The organism is Aurantibacter sp. (assembly GCF_042094015.1).
Classification (GTDB): domain Bacteria; phylum Bacteroidota; class Bacteroidia; order Flavobacteriales; family Flavobacteriaceae; genus Aurantibacter.
In genome coordinates, this window is record NZ_JBELDZ010000030.1 from 1 (window position 1) to 17,222 (window position 17,222).

Below are 17,222 nucleotides of genomic sequence, written 5' to 3' on the forward strand. Positions count from 1 at the left end.
GTAAACCAAACATCATTTGGAGCCGCAGGTGTTCCACAAGTAGGTGCACCTTCGCCACTATCTGTAGCATTTTCTGTAGTATACGTGCTATATGAACAAGCTGTTCCTACAGGTAAAGCTATTGCGTTAGCACAATCATCATTTGCTGGAGGAGTTGGAGTATTGAAAACACAAACATTTCCTGACATACTATTGTTTGAACCATCTCTTTGCACCCTAAACATATATCTTGAGTTAACTGTTGTTGTTAAAACTACTGTTTCAACAACACCATTACCTCCTACATTAGAACATCCAACTAAAGGCATGTTGTTAGAGCAACCAGATACATCTTCAGAGAAAAGCGTTAGAATAGCGTTTCTATTCGCTACTGGCGAATAAGACACTGTAGTTGATGTAGATAATGCCTCAAACCAACCCCAAACGTCATCTCTGTTTATGTCTTCTCCACAACTAGGAGTTCCCGCACTCCAGTAATTTCCGGCTGTAGAAGAATTCCATGGTATGTTAACACACGTCGCTCCAGGAATAATTTCTGCTCCTCCTGTGAAGCCACAATCATCTGTTCTTGTTTGTGAAAAAGATAAGGTTGTAGCAAAAAGCGCTAGTGTTAAAAAAAGTGTTGAAAGATTGTTTTTTATAAGTGTAATTTTTCTCATAATATTTGGGTATTTTTTAATACCTATAATATTAGTGATATTTATTTAAACAATCATTATATTTTGTGTTGTTTTTTAAGACAAAACACTTAGTTTAACCGAATATATATTCGGTTTTTGTGTTTTTTAAACGATATATTTCTTTATAGCGATATTAATTTGCTATTTATCTAAAAATATATGTATCAATTTTAATGCGTTGATATGTTTTTGAGTCATTTAATTGAAATTAACCCCGATAAATTACATTGTGAAATGCAAAAACTCAAAACGATAAGTGAGAAATAGTGCTAATTTGCTAATTTCCTCTTAGAGTTTTGAGTTTATTTTTAAACATTAAACAGAGGTTGTTTTCATGTTTAATATGAATGTAAAAAACTTTTAAAAAGGTGTTGGTTGAAGCTTATTTTTTTGAAGATTTGCTAAAAGTCATTTTTTTATTGTGCACTCCAATTTTCTTTGGTGCTAAAGGTAGTCTTACGTCTTCAAATTTAGAAGTCACAGTTCCGGTTAAATCTTTTTTATCTGCTCTATTTGCAGTAATAGACCATGTAAAAGGTGTATTAGATGTTCCGTTTTGTAGTTCTTTCACTTTAAAACCTGAGTCTGTTTTTTCGGTAACAAAAACACCTTTGCAATCTCCTTCTAATTGAATAAAAACTCTTAAGGGATGTTTGCTATTTACCGTAATGTTGTTAGTGATTGTTGGATCTAGTGTAATAAATGCTTCTCCATTTTGTAGAATACCTTGTCCGTAGTCTTGAAACAATACTTCTGGAGCCTCAGGCGCAAACATGACTCTCTTGTTGTTGTTTGTGTCTGTAACTATGGTTGAAACGGTTCCTGCTCCAATAATTTTATAGTCAGTTCCACTAAAATTCATACCAACATAAGACCAATCGTCTCCAGTTTGTCCACCATCAAAATAACCACCGTAATATTCGCCAGCTCCATAACCAGCTAAACTAGCAGTTGCTTGTGTTGTTATTGATCCGCCTCCACTAGTTCTAGAGTTTGAGAAAAATCCACCTTGTCTATCTGTAGTGTTATTTGCATTTGTTGGGTAAGTAGAAGTGGCATAAACACCAGCTTGTCTACCTGTGGCTACAATACCAACATTCCAGCCTGGCTCAGTTGAAAAACCATCTCCAGTAGCATCGAATGCACCACCTGAATTCATATTGGTGCCTGTTGCAATAGTTTCAGAACGACCATAGATTCCAGCTGTGTCTTGACCGCTAGCATATCCGTTAATAGGAAAATCTCCTGAAACACCTACAGAAGTAAACATGTCTATTGTTGGAAATGGAGAAGCGGCTCTAATGTGAACGTGATTAGTGCTAGCGTCTACAAAAAACATTTCTGACTCTCCGGTTCCTTCAACTCTAAAGTCGTAATTAACTGCATCTTCATTAATTACAGTTTCTGATGTCCCCATTCTTATTCTCTCAATACTATTAGCTTTAAGAATAAGTGGTTCATTGTCTGTGGTTCCTAAAAAATCAGTACCGTTATTTGTACCGCTATTACCTTTTAAAGCCCAGTCTAATCCTCCAGGAGAACCAGCAAAAGCAATCCATCTAGAGCCATTCCAGAAATATAAGCCCGGAGCAACGTTATTTGGAGCTGTCCCTGATATAACCGTGTTATAAACAACTGTTCCTGCTGGGATTGGTGTTCCTTGAGGGTTTACTACTGTTTCGGTATTTATGTTAGCGAGTGCAATTCTAGGAAATACAAAACCTTGGGTTGAAGACGTAACGTCTAATGCTCCGTTTGGAGTTGTTGTGCCAATACCGACTTGAGAAATCGACAAAGAGCTTGTAAGTATGATTAAAGCTAAAAATAATTTTTTGTTCATTATTTGTTTTTTTGACTATAAAAAAAGTATTTTACAGATAAGGGTTTAATTAAAAATATAATAAAATATAAATTTTAACAAATTTACAGTCAATTTTTGAATAAAAAAACAATATAGCATAGATATATAAAAATCAATTTATAAATATATAAAGCACAATTATAACGGTATTACATCTTGTTTATTAAACATTTAAACATACCGCATATTTTTTAATACAAAAAGAGAATATTCTTTAGTTTTAACATTTTTTATTAAGATATAATTAATGAATAAAAAACAGTAATTTGCAACTATAAAATATTTAGAATGTCTCCAAGTGAAGAAATAGCCATAGAATTAATTAAATTAGATTATAGTTCTGTTTCTCTTTCTATAAAAAGAGAAGATAAAATCCACGAATTTGTATCAGGAAATAAGTTTAGAAAACTGAAGTATAATATTGAAGCCGCAGAAAGTGGAGTTTATAATCAGCTGTTAACTTTTGGTGGTGCTTTTTCAAATCACATATCTGCAACCGCAGCAGCAGGAAAATTAAATAATATAAAAACAATTGGTATTATAAGAGGTGATGAGTTAAATGATAAGAGTAATCAAACATTAAAATTTGCAAAACAATGTGGAATGCAACTTATTTTTGTTAGTAGAGAAGAGTATAGGTTAAAAGAACAAGGTAATCTTGCCAAAAAATATATAAACAAAGAAACTTTTATAGTGCCAGAAGGTGGAACAAACCCTTTAGCAATTAAAGGTTGTGAAGAGATTTTAGATGATAGCACGAGTAGATACGATTACATCTGTACTTCCGTGGGAACTGGAGGAACAATTTCCGGAATTATTAACGCTAGTTTATCTCACCAAAAAATCATTGGATTTTCTGCCTTAAAAGGCAGTTTTTTACAAGAAGATATTAGTAAATTTGTAAACAAAACAAATTGGACATTAAATATAGATTATCATTTTGGAGGTTATGCAAAAGTAACTCCAGAATTAATTTCATTTATAAATCAATTTAAAACACAACATAATATACCTTTAGATCCTATTTACACAGGTAAAATGATGTATGGTGTTTTAGATTTAATATCTAAAGGTTATTTTAAAAAAGACAGCAAAATTTTAGCCATACATACAGGAGGATTACAAGGAATACAAGGCGTAAATACTTATTTAAAAAAGAAACAATTACCACTAATTTTATGAAACAATTACTTATATTATTTTTTTCATTATTAATTCTATCAAGTTGCGGAACTAACAAAGGAATAATAACAACTAAAAGCGAAAAACCTACTGAGGTTAAAGTTAATGTACCTAAAGTTGAAACTCCAACAAAACCAAGTGTACCAAACACTCCAAAAGTTACTAATACTAACACGCCAACTAAGATTCCTGTTTCTACTCAAGAATACATAAATTCTTATAAAAGTATTGCAATGGAGGAAATGAAAAATTATGGTATTCCCGCAAGTATTACTTTGGCACAGGGAATTTTAGAGTCTGGTTCTGGAAAAGGGAGACTTTCTGTAGAAGCAAACAATCATTTTGGAATTAAATGTCATGGTTGGAATGGCGAAAAAATTTATCATGATGATGATGCATCTCAAGAATGTTTCAGAAAATATAAAGATCCTAAATATTCATTTAGAGACCATTCACTGTTCTTAAAAGATAGAAAGCGTTATTCTAAATTATTTCAATTAGAAAAGGATGATTATGCAAACTGGGCAAAAGAACTAAGGCTTGCAGGTTATGCAACCGATAAAAAATATCCTCAAAAATTAATTAGTTTAATAGAGCGTTATAATCTATCTCAATACGATAAAATGGTTTTAGGTAAAGATTATATAGCTACAACAGAATCTACTGAAATTATTGATGGAATTACTCACAAGGTAATTACTGGAGATACATTATATTCTTTATCAAAAAAATATAACCTACCTATAGAGCAATTAAAAACATTAAATAAATTAGACTCTAATAACCTGTCTTTAGGACAGGTCTTAATTATTAAACTATAATTATGATATACAAAAGAAGTAGTGCTTTGTTTGCTGAAGCAGAAAAGGTAATTCCTGGTGGTGTAAATTCTCCAGTTAGAGCTTTTGGATCTGTAGGAGGAACACCTGTTTTTGTAAAAGAAGCAAAAGGCGCTTATTTATACGATGAAGATGGTAATAAATTAATAGATTACATAGCTTCTTGGGGTCCGATGATTTTAGGACACGCGTTTGAACCAGTTGTAAATGCAGTAATTGAAAAGGCAAAAAAAGGGACTTCTTTTGGAATGCCTACAGAGATTGAAACTAAAATAGCAGAATTAGTTATTTCTATGGTTCCAAATATTGATAAAATTCGTTTTGTTAATTCCGGAACAGAGGCTTGTATGAGTGCGGTTAGATTAGCCAGAGGCTATACAGGAAAAGATAAGATTATAAAATTTGCAGGTTGTTATCATGGACATTCAGATTCGTTTTTAATTCAAGCGGGAAGTGGAGCTGTTACATTTGGCTCTCCAAATAGTCCAGGTGTAACTCAAGGAACAGCAAAAGATACTTTATTGGCAAAATATAATGATATTGAAAGTGTAAAAGCTCTAATTGAGGCTAATAAAAATGAAATTGCATGTATTATTATAGAACCAATTCCAGGTAATATGGGATGCATTCTTCCTCTAAATAACTTTTTACAAAAACTAAGAATTTTATGTGACGAACATAATATTCTTTTAGTTTTTGATGAAGTTATGACTGGTTTTAGGTTGGCAAAAGGTGGTGTTCAAGAACTTTACAATATAAAAGCAGATATTGTTTGTTTTGGAAAGGTAATTGGTGGCGGATTACCAGTTGGTGCTTTTGCAGCTAGAAACGAAATTATGAATTATTTAGCACCATTGGGTCCAGTTTATCAAGCAGGAACATTAAGTGGAAATCCATTGGCTATGGCTGCTGGGCTAGCTATGCTTACCGAATTAAATAACGATGCTACAATTTTTGATGATTTAGCCAAAAAGACAGCATATTTGCATAAAGGCCTTTCTGAGGTTTTAATTAAAAATAAAGTTACTCATACTATTAATAGAATAGGATCTATGATTTCTATTCACTTTGCAGAAGAAGCGGTTGTAGATTTTGAATCTGCTGCTAAAGGAAATAACGATACATTTAAGAGATTCTTCCATGGTATGTTAAATCAAGGTGTTTATATTGCACCAAGTGCTTTTGAAAGCTGGTTTTTAAATAATGCTTTAAGTTATAATGATTTAGATAAAACTATTGAAGCTTGTAATGTAGTTTTTGAAACTAAATAACAAATGGTAGAAACATATAATAAACAAAAAGGGATTCAGTTTAACTGAATCCCTTTTTGTTTATTATATGTTTCTAATTATTCTGGTTTAGTAAGATCTTCTTTTTTCAAGAATATAGCAAACTCTTCATCTGTTAAATGTTTGTCCATTTCAGTAACAAGAAATACTTCTAGCTTATCGATTGCTTGCATATAACTCATTGTAGAAGCGTCTATTTGTCTATTGATAGATTCAAGTTTTCTATCATATTTTAAGTAAACTTCGTAAACAGATTTAAATTTAGAACTTTTAAATTTAGAAAGTTCTTGTAGTTCTTTAGTCTGAGCCATAGCGTCAACTTTAGCTGTACTTTGAGCAATTGCCGAGTTAGACATTAGAACTAATCCTAAAAACAAAAAAGCAATTTTAAATATAGATTTCATAATAATATTATTTTAACGGTTCTAAAATAAGAAAAAAAATAAACTTATGCTGTTTTTACACAACAAGCTTTTTTACAATCTTTTTTGCACTCTTTTTTTTCTGCTTCAGTTTTGTTTTTACAACTTTCTTTTTTACAGTCTTTTTCGCATCCTTTTTTACAATCCTTTTTGTCTTTAGTAAACGTATTTACCGTTGCAATATTTTCAACTTTATAAACATCAGAAACACTATTTACGGTTTTAGTAAAATCCTCAGAAGATAATTTTTCGCTATCAAACTCTACCATTGCTAATTTTTTGTCAAAATCTACATTTACAAAACGTACTCCATCTAATTTAGCTATTTTTTTCTCAATAGTTTTTGCACAACCCATTGCACAAGTCATTCCTTCCACATTAAATTCTACTTTTGCGTAATCTTTATAAGGGTTTTCGGTAGATACTACTGATGCAATTTCTTCCGTTTCTATAGTTTTTATCTCAGGAGTTTCGTTTTTACAGGCACTTAATGTTACAAATAAGCAAATAGTAAGAATTTTAAATATAGATTTCATTTTTTTATTTATTTAATATGTTATTTAACAAATTTACAAATAAATGTCAATTATATCATTTTTTGACCGAATTTTACAATCAAAAGAAAAATTCTATGTCTAATGAATTTAAAAAGTGGTTCTATTTAGGAGTTCTTTCTTTAATTTGGGGAACATCATTTATTCTTATTAAAAAGAGTCTAATTGGTTTAACAGCCTACCAATTAGGCGCATTAAGAACTGTAGTTACTGGTTTTATTTTGTTTTTAGCGGGCTACAAACATTTTAAGTTGATAAAAAAAAAGAATTTAATGTGGCTTGCTGTTTCTGGAACTTGTGGGACTTTTATTCCATCATTTTTCTTTTCTATTGCAGAGACAGAAATTGATAGCGCTGTAGTTTCTATTTTAAATTCCTTAGTGCCATTAAATACTATTTTATTAGGATTAGCTCTTTTTAAAATTACAACGACTAGACAACAAGTTTTAGGTGTTTTAATTGGTTTTTTAGGTACTGTTTTTTTGATTTTAGCAGGTACGGATCTTAACCCTAATCAAAATTATTATTTTGCAGGTTATGTTATTGTCTCTTCTTTACTTTATGCCGTAAACGTTAATGTTATTAAAACGTATTTACAAGAGGTTAAGCCATTAACTATTGCTGTTGGTAATTACGCTTGTATTTACATTCCTGCATTAATTGTATTGTTTTTTACAGATTTTTTCAGCTTAAAAACATTTAATCATCCAGATTTTGGGATGTCTATTTTTTATGTCATTTTTCTTTCTTTATTTGGAACCGCAATAGCCAAAGTTTTGTTTAGTAAACTAATTCAAATATCTAATCCTGTTTTTGCATCTTCTGTAGCATATATTATGCCTATTGTAGCTGTTTTTTGGGGATTATTAGATGGTGAGAAATTTAATATGCATCAATTATTTGCAACTTTTATTATATTGTTTGGTGTTTATTTAGGAAACAAGAAAAGTAAAATTATTGCATAAAAAAGCTTCAAAGTTTAATTTGAAGCTTTTTTAAAATTTATATTAAAAAGATTAATTAAAATCTTCATCTGTTACGCCTTCATTTATTTTCACTGAAGACATATTAATAACTATACTTTGTGGTCCAGCTTTAATTGTATTTACAAAAGCAATTTTTACTCCATTTACATCCTGATAGTTTGAATATACAACTGTATTTGTAATACTTTGACCTTGCATTTCTGAAGCTGATTCTACTTTAGATAATAAACCAGTTTTTACATCGTAGTATCTAGATTCAGTTTCTTCGCCTTTAGTTACCTTTAATAAGTAATTGTCATTTCCATCTACACCAACAATACTTTCTAAAGTGGTGTTTTCTGGTGTAAACTCTAATTCAGGAAAAATAGAACGAGAAGCTTTTTTCTCAGCAATTTCATCGGCTGTAAGTTCGGTTCTTTGACCTTGCTGCATTTTATATCCAGCTGTTCCGTTCCACTTTTGAGCCATTAAAACTCCCATTCCCGCAGCAGACATTTCCATAGATTCTTTGTTTGGAACCATTGTTTTTAAGTTTGCTGTTAATGGGAAAGGAACTGCATCAATTTTTACGTTTGCATCCTTATTTAAAGTCTTTATTTCTTTGATTTTATCTTTTCCGCCAGAAGCTTTAAAGAAATTTTCTAAAACACTAGCAACTGTAACTCCTTCAGGAATAACTTTACTAAAAACTGGCTTTTCAACAGGATTAGCATATTCGTCAAAATACTTTACAGGAATTCCAGATTTTTCTAAGTTTGAAACAACTTCGCTTCCTTTTCCAACAATAACAATTCTCCCATTATCAGCTAAAAAATATTTATTAGCTACTCTTAAAATATCTTCTGGAGTTACAGCATTAATTTTAGATAAGTACGTTTTGTAAAAATCTTCTGGTAGGTTGTTTATTTTTGTGTTAAGTGCATAACTTGCAATTGTAGATGGTCTTTCTACCGCCATAACAAAACTTCCTGTGTATTTTGCTTTAGCATCTTTTAAACGCTGTACATCTACTTTTTCTGTTCTAATGCGTTTAATTTCGCTCAACATTGCAACAACAGAACTATCTGTAACCATATTTCTTACAGATGCAGTCGCTGAGAAGTTACCAACATATTTGTCTGTAGAAATATTTGAGTAAGAACCATAAGTATATGCTTTGTCTTCTCGAAGATTTAAAAACAAATAACCTTCTCCACCACCACCAAGAATGTAATTAGCTAACAAGACAGCATGATAATCTGCATCCTTCATTTCTAAATTTACGTTATTGGTGAATTTAACGCTAGATTGAACTGCATTTGGCATATCTACAAAGTTAATTTGTGTATATGGTAGATTAGGAGCAGAAGCAGTCATTGTTCTTGAAATATCTACACCTTCTTGCCAGTTATTAAATAATTCTTTCACTTGTTTTTTTACATCACCTACTTCAATATCACCTACAACAACTAGATAAGCATTATTAGGGTTGAAGTATTTTTGATAGTAAGATATAACGTTATTTAGAGTAATTTTACTTAAAGTTTCTTCAGTTACAAATTCTCCATATGGATGTTTTTTTCCATAAGATAATGCATCACTAACTCTTGAAGCTACAGCATCAATACTTTTTTTGTTAGATTTTATACCTTCAATAGCTTTGTCTTTTTCTTTCTGAAACTCTTCTTCAGTAAATAAAGGGTTTATTGCGGCATCGGCCATTAATTCTAATATTCTATTTGAATATTTTGTTAGTGAATTTGCTGAAGCACTACTAGATCCAAAATTAATTGAAGCACCTAAAAAATCTACTTCTTCATTAAATTCATCTTTTGAAATAGTTGTTGTTCCGTTTCCTAGCATTGCGCTTAGAATTTGAGAAACACCTGCTTTTTCACCTTGTAGAACAGGCATATTGTCTATTCTTAAAGAATAATTTACTCTTGGTAATTTATGATTTTCTACAACTAAAACTTTAAGTCCATTTTTAAGCTCGAATTCATAAGGCTTCTCTAGGCTAATTGTTGGAGCTGGACCTGCTTTAGGTTGCTGAGTTCTATCTATTTGTGCTGAGGCTGATAGTGTTAATAAAAACACACTAGCTATTGCTATAAATTTTAATTTCATCTTTTTATGTTTTTATTTTTTGTCTTCTGGTTGAGCTAAATACTCTAAAACAAGACGTTGATTAGGGTTTAAATACTTATTAGCAACATTTTTAATATCCTCACGAGTAATAGATCTAATAATGTCTATTTGTGTGTTAATTAAATTGGTGTTGTCATATAACATATAATTTCTAGCTAAAGAATTTGCAATTCCAGCAATGCTAGAGTTTGAATTTACAAATCTATTTTCAGCTTTATTTTGAAGTTTTTGATAGTCTCTTTCTGAGATTAATTCAGTTTGAACTTTTGCAATTTCTTCATCTATCTCCACTAATAGGCTCTCTAAAGTGTTTTCTCCTTGAGGTAAACCGTATAGTATGTAAGTTCCGTAATCTTCTTGACTTTGATTAAAAGCACCAACTTGTAATGCCATTTTTTTCTCGTCAACTATTTTTTTGTATAATTTAGATGTTTTTCCTCCACTTAAATACGTAGATAGCATATCTAGAACATAAGCATCTCTTTCTGTCATTGCAGCAGTTCTATATGCGGCAACTATAGCAGGTATTTGAATGTTTGAATCAAAAGCTTGTGCTTTTATAGGTGTAGTTATTGGGTCTTCTTTTGGGAAGTCTCTTACTATAGCTTCTCCTTTAGGGATAGGTCCAAAATAATCTTGAATCATTTTTTTTGTAGTAGGAACATCAATGTCACCTGCAACAACTAAAACTGCATTATTTGGAACGTAAAACTTTTTGTTAAAAGCTTGAAATTCTTCTAAAGTTGCAGCATCTAAATGAGTCATTTTTCCAATCGTAGTTCCTTTATATGGATGTTTTTTGAAAATATTTAATTTAACATTCTCTATAAATTTTCCATAAGGCTGGTTGTCTACTCTTAACCTTTTTTCTTCCTTAACAACTTCATTTTGTGTATCTACACCAATTTGGTTAATAACAGGATGTAATAAACGTTCAGATTCCATCCAAAGCCCTAGCTCAAGATTGTTAGATGGAAAAGTTTCATAATAATAGGTTCTGTCATCTGTAGTGTTGGCATTTACCTGTCCACCATTTGCAGCAACAATTTTCATCCATTCTCCTCTGCCAATATTTTCAGTTCCTTCAAATAAAAGATGCTCAAAAAAATGTGCAAAACCTGTTCTTTCAGGATTTTCATCTTTTGCGCCTACGTGGTACATAATAGATGTTGTTACTACCGGGGCAGAATTATCTTTGTGTAAAATAACGTGCAAGCCGTTATTTAACTTGTACTCTTCAAATTTCACTTCCTGCGCATTGGTTACAGTAAGACCAAAAGCAAAAACTGATAAAGCAATTAATTGTTTTCTCATTATTTAGACTGGTTTATTTAATTAAACTTATTTGTCTAACAAAGATAAGATTTGTTACAAATATTTAGTTTTAAATTTTAGTTAATATATCTGATTATTTATGGTTTCATATATTTTATGTTAAAAATAGTTTCGTTACAAGTATAAATCACTTGAATGATTTAACAAGAAAATGTATAAAAACATAAACAGAACTAGAGTTTTTTATAGTTGTTTTGTGTGTTTAATATAATTACATGTATATTTGCAAACATTTTTTAATCAAAATTAATAAAAACGTAACGCTATGTACGCAATTGTAGAAATAGCAGGGCATCAATTTAAAGTTGAAAAAGACCAAAAAGTTTTTGTTAATCGTTTAGCAACAGAAGAAGGTAAATCAGTGTCTTTTGACAATGTACTTTTAGTTGCAGATGGTGACAAAATCACAGTAGGCGCCCCAGCTATAGACGGAGCACAAGTAAGTGCTAAAGTCTCAAAACACCTTAAAGGTGACAAAGTTATTGTTTTCAAAAAGAAAAGACGTAAAGGTTACCGTGTAAAAAACGGACATAGACAAGCCTTAACTGAGATTGTTATTGAAAACATTCTAACTTCTGGAGCAAAGCCAGCAAAAAAAGCTGTAAAAGCAACTCCAAAAAAAGAAACTAAAGCTGCCGCTCCAAAAGCGAAGCCAGCTACTAAAAAAACATCTACGAAAGCAGATGATTTAAAAAAAGTAGAAGGTATTGGACCAAAAATTGCATCAACTTTAGTTGAAGCAGGAATCTCAACTTTTGCTGAATTAGCAAAAACAGATGCTGCTAAAATTTCTGAAATCATTGCAGGAGTTCGTGGAAACCACGTAACTGACACATGGCCAGCACAAGCTAAATTAGCTGCTGATGGAAAGTGGGATGAATTAAAGAAATGGCAAGACGAATTAGATGGTGGTAAAGCTTAATTGCGATATTACTTAAGTATAACAAAATAAAACCTTTAAGACAATGGCTCACAAAAAAGGAGTTGGTAGTTCGAAGAATGGTAGAGAATCAGAATCAAAACGTTTAGGTGTTAAGATTTTTGGTGGTCAAGCTGCTATTGCTGGAAACATTATCATAAGACAAAGAGGTAATACACATCATCCAGGTGAGAATGTATACCAAGGAAAAGATCATACTTTACATGCTAGAGTAGATGGTCTTGTTAAATTTACTAAGAAAAGAGATAATAGATCTTATGTATCTATTGAACCTTTCGAAGCATAATTAATATGTTCCTTTAAAACAAAAAAGCCCTTTCATTTACTTGAAAGGGCTTTTTTGTTTTAAAATATTACTTTTAACTCATATAACGATTTAAGTTAAATATTTAGGGAATTGTAACCTAAATATGGCACTTTTTTTTCTTTAAAATTAACACCATAATCTTCTAGTTCTTTTAAAATTGGTGTGTACACTTCTTTTGTTATTGGAATTTGAACCCCTGGCGTAGTGATTTTTTTATTTAAAATAGCCATTGCTGCTATAGCCACAGGTAGCCCTACAGTTTTTGCCATAGCTGTATAGGTTTGGTCTTCTCCAAGTGTAACCATAGTTGAATCAATCTGGTGTTTTTTCCCATCTAATTCATAACCAAATTTATGATACATTACTAACATATCTTTATCATCTTCTTCAAGTGTCCAGCTATCTAAAAGTATTTTTTGCAACATTTGTGCTGGTGTGGCTTTTTCTAAGTTTATACGTTTTGTTGCACTAAATATATCTAACTCTAAAAGTTTATTCCAAACAATATCATCTTGATCAATTTTTAATTGATATCTAAATTTAAGCTCTACAGAGTCTGTAGGACTGTATGGTAAAAAAGTATTTACAAAATCTCTATAAGACATATTTTCACTATCATCAATAGTATAGCTATCATCAGTCATTCCTAATTGAACAAACATATTCCAAGCTTTGCTAAACCCAACACGACGCATTGTTCCTCTATATAGTGTGTCTACATCGTCTAAATTATAAATACTTTGATATTTTAAAGAATCTCTGTTTGCATAGGCTTCAAAACGACCAAATCCATCAACATCTAAAAACTCTGTACGTCTGAACAAACGGTTATAAGGAATGTATTTATATTTTCCTTCTTGTAAAAATTTAGCAGCACTGCCCTGACCAGCAACAACTACATTTCTTGGGTTCCATGTGAATTTGTAATTCCATAGATTATTATCGCTTTCCGGAGCTACTAATCCTCCAGTAAAAGATTCGAATAGTAATATGTTACCTCCTTTTTCTCTTATTTCATCAAGTACCTTCATTGCGCTCATATGATCTATTCCTGGATCTACACCAATTTCGTTCATAAAAACCAAATTGTTGGCTTTTGCATCATCATCTAATGCTTCCATTTCTGGACTTATATAAGATGCAGTTACCATGTGCTTTTTGTAAGTAATACAATCTTTTGCAACCTCTACATGGAAACGTGCAGGCAACATAGAAATAACAATGTCTGCCTTTTTAATTGCTGAAACCCTAGAAGTTTCATCAAACACATCTAAAGAAATAGCTGTGGCATTTTTATGATTATCAATCATTTTTTTTGCTGAATTGATATCTAAGTCACCAATAGTAATATGAAGGTTCTCTGATTCCGATTTGTCTAAAAGATATTTTATTAAATAAGAGGTCGATTTTCCAGAACCAATAATTAATATATTTCGCATAATGGTATAAGTTGTGTAAATTTGGTTACGAATGTAATAATTTTACATTGGTATTTGTAACAGTTTTTATGAATTTATGAACAAACGTATTCTAGTAACAGCAGTAATTTTTGGTTTGGTAAGTATTGTCCTAGGTGCTTTTGCAGCACATGGTTTAAAAAAGGAATTATCACCAGAATCATTAGAAAGTTTTAATACAGGTGTAAGATATCAAATGTATCATGCATTTCTCCTTTTATTCTTAGGGGCTTTTAAAACTGTTTCAAGTAGATTTAAAAAAATAATTTTTCACCTCACAGTTTTAGGTGTCATTTGTTTTTCTTTTTCAATTTATTTGCTTTCAACATCAGTTATAACTGGAATTAACTTTAAATCTATTGGTTTTATAACACCAATAGGTGGTTTGTTATTAATATTAGCATGGAGTATGTTATTACTAGGCTTTATAAAAAATAAAAAGATTAAGTAGCTAATAATTAAATAGTCTTTTATTTAATTATTAGATTTGTAACTTATAAACAACATAACTAAATTATGGTAAACCATACACCAAACACTAAGACGATTGCTTTAGAGCAATATGGAATTAAAAATGCAAAAGTACATTATCAGTTATCTTCGGATAATTTACATGATATTGTTCTTGATAAAAATCAAGGAAAAGAATCAAGTACTGGCGCAATTGCAATTAATACAGGCGAATTTACTGGTCGTTCTCCAATGGATCGTTTTATCGTAAAAGATAGCATTACCGAAGATAAAGTTTGGTGGGGAAATATTAATATTCCTTTCGATTCTGATAAATTTGAAGCACTTTACAAAAAAGTTACAGCTTATTTATCTGAAAAAGAAGTATTTGTTAGAGATGCTTATGCTTGTGCAGACGAAGACTACAAATTAAATATTCGTGTTATAAACGAATTTGCTTGGAGTAATATGTTTGCTCATAATATGTTTTTACGTCCAACAACTTCAGAATTAGAAAACTTTTCTCCAGAATGGACAGTAGTAAATGCTCCAGGATTTATGGCAGATCCAGAAATAGATGGAACTCGTCAGCACAATTTTGCAATATTAGATTTTACAAGAAAAATTGCTTTAATTGGAGGAACTGGTTATACTGGTGAAATTAAAAAAGGAATTTTTTCTGCATTAAATTTTATATTACCGGTATTTAAAAATACATTACCAATGCATTGTAGTGCAAATGTTGGTAAAGATGGAGATACATCTATCTTTTTTGGATTATCAGGAACAGGAAAAACAACATTATCTGCAGATCCTAACCGTAAACTTATTGGAGACGATGAGCATGGTTGGACAAAAGAAAATACTGTTTTTAATTTTGAAGGCGGTTGTTATGCTAAAGTTATTGATTTAACAGCAGAAAAAGAGCCAGATATTTTTAAAGCAATCAAAAGAGGAGCAATTCTTGAAAATGTAAAAATGAATGCTACTGGAGAAGTAGACTTCGAAGACACATCAATAACTCAAAACACGAGAGTTAGTTATCCAATTTATCATATAGATAATATACAGGAGTCATCTATAGGAAAGAATCCTAAAAACATTTTCTTTTTAACTGCTGATGCATTTGGTGTATTACCTCCAATTTCTAAATTAACTCCAGGTCAAGCTGCTTATCATTTTATTTCTGGATACACAGCTAAAGTTGCCGGAACAGAAGCAGGAATTACAGAGCCAGTAACTAGTTTTTCTGCCTGTTATGGTGCGCCATTTATGCCATTACATCCAACAAAATACGCTGAGATGTTAAGTGCTAAAATGAAAGAAGCAGGTGTAACAGTTTGGTTAGTAAACACAGGATGGACTGGTGGACCTTATGGTATTGGTACCCGTATGAAATTAAAGTACACAAGGGCTATGATAACTGCAGCTATGGATGGTTCTCTAGAGGAAGCTAATAAAGATAATTACGATACACATTCTGTTTTTAAAGTACAGCAGCCACGTACGTGTCCAAATGTGCCTTCAGAAGTATTAAGTCCAAGAGCAACTTGGAATAACGACGAAGGTTACTATAAAACAGCTTATAAATTAGCTCAATCTTTTAAAGATAACTTTAAGCAATTTGAAGATAATGCTAATCCTGAAATATTAGCAGGATCACCAGTAACAAAATAATTTACTTAATATAAAATTAAAAGCTGCTTTATAAAAATAGAGCAGCTTTTTTTGTTTTATAAATTGAATAGACTTTAGTAAAATAACTACTTTAGTTTCTATATTTTTGTACTTAATGATTTCTACTAATAATATATTTAACATTAAAAGTGAAGCTGATTTTTTAGCAGAAGCACTAAAAGTATTTAAATTTCAATTTGAGAATAATAAAATTTATAGATCGTTTTGTGATTTGCTTTATGTTAATCCCACAGTTGTTTCTAGGTTAGAAGAAATTCCTTTTTTACCTATTCAGTTTTTTAAATCTCATAAAGTTTTGTCTTCGCAGAATGCTATTGAGGAAACTTTTACCAGTAGTGGAACTACTGGTAGTATTACTAGTAAACATTTAGTTACAGACTTAAAAGTATACGAACAAAGCTATTTAGACGCTTTTAAACAGTTTTATGGAAATATTGATGATTATGTTGTGTTAGCTTTATTACCTAATTACTTAGAACGAAAAGGCTCTTCTTTAATCTATATGGTAGACGATTTAATTAAACATTCTAAGAATAAAGATTCTGGATTTTATTTGAATCAATACGAAGACTTGAAAATTAAAATCGAAGCTTTAGAGGCTAAGGGGCAAAAAACATTATTAATTGGTGTTACATTTGCACTCTTAAATCTAATAGAACGTTTTCCTTTTAAATTGAGGCATACCATAATTATGGAAACTGGTGGAATGAAAGGTATGCGAAAAGAATTGGTAAGAGAAGAATTACATCAAATTCTAACCAAAGGTTTTGAAGTAAAAACTATTCATAGTGAATATGGAATGACGGAATTACTAAGTCAAGCTTATTCTAAAGGAAATGGTGTTTTTGAATGCCCAAAATGGATGAAAGTTTTAACAAGAGATCCAGAAGATGCATTAACTATTCATAACACAAACAAAACAGGCGGATTAAATATTATTGATTTGGCGAACGTTAATTCCTGTAGTTTTATAGCCACACAAGATTTAGGGAAATTAAATGTTAATGGTACATTTGAAGTTGTAGGACGATTTGATTCTAGTGATATAAGAGGCTGTAATTTAATGGCACTATAAAAAAAATAGAATATTTGTAA

The 17,222-nt window shown here is 31.0% G+C and carries 15 protein-coding genes and 1 pseudogene; 9 read left to right on the forward strand and 7 right to left on the reverse strand.

Going from position 1 to position 17,222, the window contains the following annotated elements; all coding sequences use genetic code 11:
- Together ACFDSN_RS06190 and ACFDSN_RS06195 are read right to left on the reverse strand one after the other, a co-directional pair.
- Positions 1-659 (reverse strand): annotated as a pseudogene (locus ACFDSN_RS06190) (hypothetical protein); the annotation flags it as partial.
- Between the two features lie 403 nt (positions 660-1,062).
- Positions 1,063-2,520, reverse strand: coding sequence for a hypothetical protein (locus tag ACFDSN_RS06195; protein WP_375238971.1), 1,458 nt, complete (start codon positions 2,518-2,520; stop codon positions 1,063-1,065).
- Between the two features lie 309 nt (positions 2,521-2,829).
- Here ACFDSN_RS06195 and ACFDSN_RS06200 point away from each other — a divergent pair, with 309 nt between their 5' ends.
- The 3 genes from ACFDSN_RS06200 to hemL are packed head-to-tail and all read left to right on the forward strand — an operon-like array spanning position 2,830 to position 5,833.
- Positions 2,830-3,723: a 1-aminocyclopropane-1-carboxylate deaminase/D-cysteine desulfhydrase gene (locus tag ACFDSN_RS06200; RefSeq protein WP_375238972.1), complete on the forward strand. Its 894-nt coding sequence runs from the start codon at positions 2,830-2,832 to the stop codon at positions 3,721-3,723.
- Positions 3,720-4,544: a glucosaminidase domain-containing protein gene (locus ACFDSN_RS06205; protein ID WP_375238973.1), complete on the forward strand. Its 825-nt coding sequence runs from the start codon at positions 3,720-3,722 to the stop codon at positions 4,542-4,544. The genes ACFDSN_RS06200 and ACFDSN_RS06205 overlap by 4 nt, the downstream gene beginning before the upstream one ends.
- Before the next feature lie 2 nt (positions 4,545-4,546).
- On the forward strand, positions 4,547-5,833 hold the full coding sequence (gene hemL / locus ACFDSN_RS06210; protein ID WP_375238974.1) for a glutamate-1-semialdehyde 2,1-aminomutase: 1,287 nt from the start codon (positions 4,547-4,549) through the stop codon (positions 5,831-5,833).
- A 77-nt stretch (positions 5,834-5,910) separates the two neighbouring features.
- Here hemL and ACFDSN_RS06215 read toward each other — a convergent pair whose 3' ends face one another.
- The gene (locus ACFDSN_RS06215; protein WP_375238975.1) at positions 5,911-6,255 is read right to left on the reverse strand and encodes a hypothetical protein; all 345 of its coding nucleotides are present in this window, start codon (positions 6,253-6,255) and stop codon (positions 5,911-5,913) included.
- A gap of 44 nt (positions 6,256-6,299) precedes the next feature.
- A complete protein-coding gene (locus tag ACFDSN_RS06220; protein WP_375238976.1) occupies positions 6,300-6,809 on the reverse strand; it encodes a heavy-metal-associated domain-containing protein in 510 nt (169 codons plus the stop codon).
- Positions 6,810-6,904: 95 nt separating this feature from the next.
- Here ACFDSN_RS06220 and ACFDSN_RS06225 point away from each other — a divergent pair, with 95 nt between their 5' ends.
- On the forward strand, positions 6,905-7,792 hold the full coding sequence (locus ACFDSN_RS06225) for a DMT family transporter (RefSeq protein WP_375238977.1): 888 nt from the start codon (positions 6,905-6,907) through the stop codon (positions 7,790-7,792).
- Positions 7,793-7,843: 51 nt separating this feature from the next.
- Here ACFDSN_RS06225 and ACFDSN_RS06230 read toward each other — a convergent pair whose 3' ends face one another.
- The gene (locus tag ACFDSN_RS06230) at positions 7,844-9,919 is read right to left on the reverse strand and encodes a M16 family metallopeptidase (RefSeq protein WP_375238978.1); all 2,076 of its coding nucleotides are present in this window, start codon (positions 9,917-9,919) and stop codon (positions 7,844-7,846) included.
- A gap of 12 nt (positions 9,920-9,931) precedes the next feature.
- Positions 9,932-11,254 carry a M16 family metallopeptidase gene (locus tag ACFDSN_RS06235; protein WP_375238979.1) on the reverse strand — a complete coding sequence of 441 codons (1,323 nt, stop codon included), beginning with the start codon at positions 11,252-11,254 and terminating at the stop codon, positions 9,932-9,934.
- A 286-nt stretch (positions 11,255-11,540) separates the two neighbouring features.
- On the opposite strand from ACFDSN_RS06235, the gene rplU reads away from it, so the two are divergent.
- Positions 11,541-12,197 (forward strand): 50S ribosomal protein L21, encoded by a 657-nt coding sequence (gene rplU / locus ACFDSN_RS06240; protein ID WP_375238980.1) that lies wholly within the window; start codon positions 11,541-11,543, stop codon positions 12,195-12,197.
- A 43-nt stretch (positions 12,198-12,240) separates the two neighbouring features.
- Positions 12,241-12,501 carry a 50S ribosomal protein L27 gene (gene rpmA, locus ACFDSN_RS06245; RefSeq protein ID WP_375238981.1) on the forward strand — a complete coding sequence of 87 codons (261 nt, stop codon included), beginning with the start codon at positions 12,241-12,243 and terminating at the stop codon, positions 12,499-12,501.
- A gap of 95 nt (positions 12,502-12,596) precedes the next feature.
- Here rpmA and ACFDSN_RS06250 read toward each other — a convergent pair whose 3' ends face one another.
- On the reverse strand, positions 12,597-13,961 hold the full coding sequence (locus ACFDSN_RS06250) for a saccharopine dehydrogenase family protein (RefSeq protein WP_375238982.1): 1,365 nt from the start codon (positions 13,959-13,961) through the stop codon (positions 12,597-12,599).
- A 76-nt stretch (positions 13,962-14,037) separates the two neighbouring features.
- On the opposite strand from ACFDSN_RS06250, the gene ACFDSN_RS06255 reads away from it, so the two are divergent.
- From ACFDSN_RS06255 to ACFDSN_RS06265, 3 genes are all read left to right on the forward strand, one after another.
- The gene (locus ACFDSN_RS06255) at positions 14,038-14,430 is read left to right on the forward strand and encodes a DUF423 domain-containing protein (RefSeq protein ID WP_375238983.1); all 393 of its coding nucleotides are present in this window, start codon (positions 14,038-14,040) and stop codon (positions 14,428-14,430) included.
- 65 nt (positions 14,431-14,495) lie between these two features.
- Entirely contained in the window at positions 14,496-16,106 is a 1,611-nt protein-coding gene (gene pckA / locus ACFDSN_RS06260) for a phosphoenolpyruvate carboxykinase (ATP) (protein ID WP_375238984.1), read from the forward strand.
- 115 nt (positions 16,107-16,221) lie between these two features.
- Positions 16,222-17,202, forward strand: coding sequence for an acyl transferase (locus tag ACFDSN_RS06265; RefSeq protein ID WP_375238985.1), 981 nt, complete (start codon positions 16,222-16,224; stop codon positions 17,200-17,202).
- Positions 17,203-17,222: the final 20 nt, after the last annotated feature.

Coding starts and splice junctions, on each gene's coding strand:
- ACFDSN_RS06195 (WP_375238971.1), bottom strand. CDS start 2,520: ATGAACAAAAAATTATTTTTAGCTTTAATCATACTTACAAGCTCTTTG.
- ACFDSN_RS06200 (WP_375238972.1), top strand. CDS start 2,830: ATGTCTCCAAGTGAAGAAATAGCCATAGAATTAATTAAATTAGATTAT.
- ACFDSN_RS06205 (WP_375238973.1), top strand. CDS start 3,720: ATGAAACAATTACTTATATTATTTTTTTCATTATTAATTCTATCAAGT.
- hemL (WP_375238974.1), top strand. CDS start 4,547: ATGATATACAAAAGAAGTAGTGCTTTGTTTGCTGAAGCAGAAAAGGTA.
- ACFDSN_RS06215 (WP_375238975.1), bottom strand. CDS start 6,255: ATGAAATCTATATTTAAAATTGCTTTTTTGTTTTTAGGATTAGTTCTA.
- ACFDSN_RS06220 (WP_375238976.1), bottom strand. CDS start 6,809: ATGAAATCTATATTTAAAATTCTTACTATTTGCTTATTTGTAACATTA.
- ACFDSN_RS06225 (WP_375238977.1), top strand. CDS start 6,905: ATGTCTAATGAATTTAAAAAGTGGTTCTATTTAGGAGTTCTTTCTTTA.
- ACFDSN_RS06230 (WP_375238978.1), bottom strand. CDS start 9,919: ATGAAATTAAAATTTATAGCAATAGCTAGTGTGTTTTTATTAACACTA.
- ACFDSN_RS06235 (WP_375238979.1), bottom strand. CDS start 11,254: ATGAGAAAACAATTAATTGCTTTATCAGTTTTTGCTTTTGGTCTTACT.
- rplU (WP_375238980.1), top strand. CDS start 11,541: ATGTACGCAATTGTAGAAATAGCAGGGCATCAATTTAAAGTTGAAAAA.
- rpmA (WP_375238981.1), top strand. CDS start 12,241: ATGGCTCACAAAAAAGGAGTTGGTAGTTCGAAGAATGGTAGAGAATCA.
- ACFDSN_RS06250 (WP_375238982.1), bottom strand. CDS start 13,961: ATGCGAAATATATTAATTATTGGTTCTGGAAAATCGACCTCTTATTTA.
- ACFDSN_RS06255 (WP_375238983.1), top strand. CDS start 14,038: ATGAACAAACGTATTCTAGTAACAGCAGTAATTTTTGGTTTGGTAAGT.
- pckA (WP_375238984.1), top strand. CDS start 14,496: ATGGTAAACCATACACCAAACACTAAGACGATTGCTTTAGAGCAATAT.
- ACFDSN_RS06265 (WP_375238985.1), top strand. CDS start 16,222: ATGATTTCTACTAATAATATATTTAACATTAAAAGTGAAGCTGATTTT.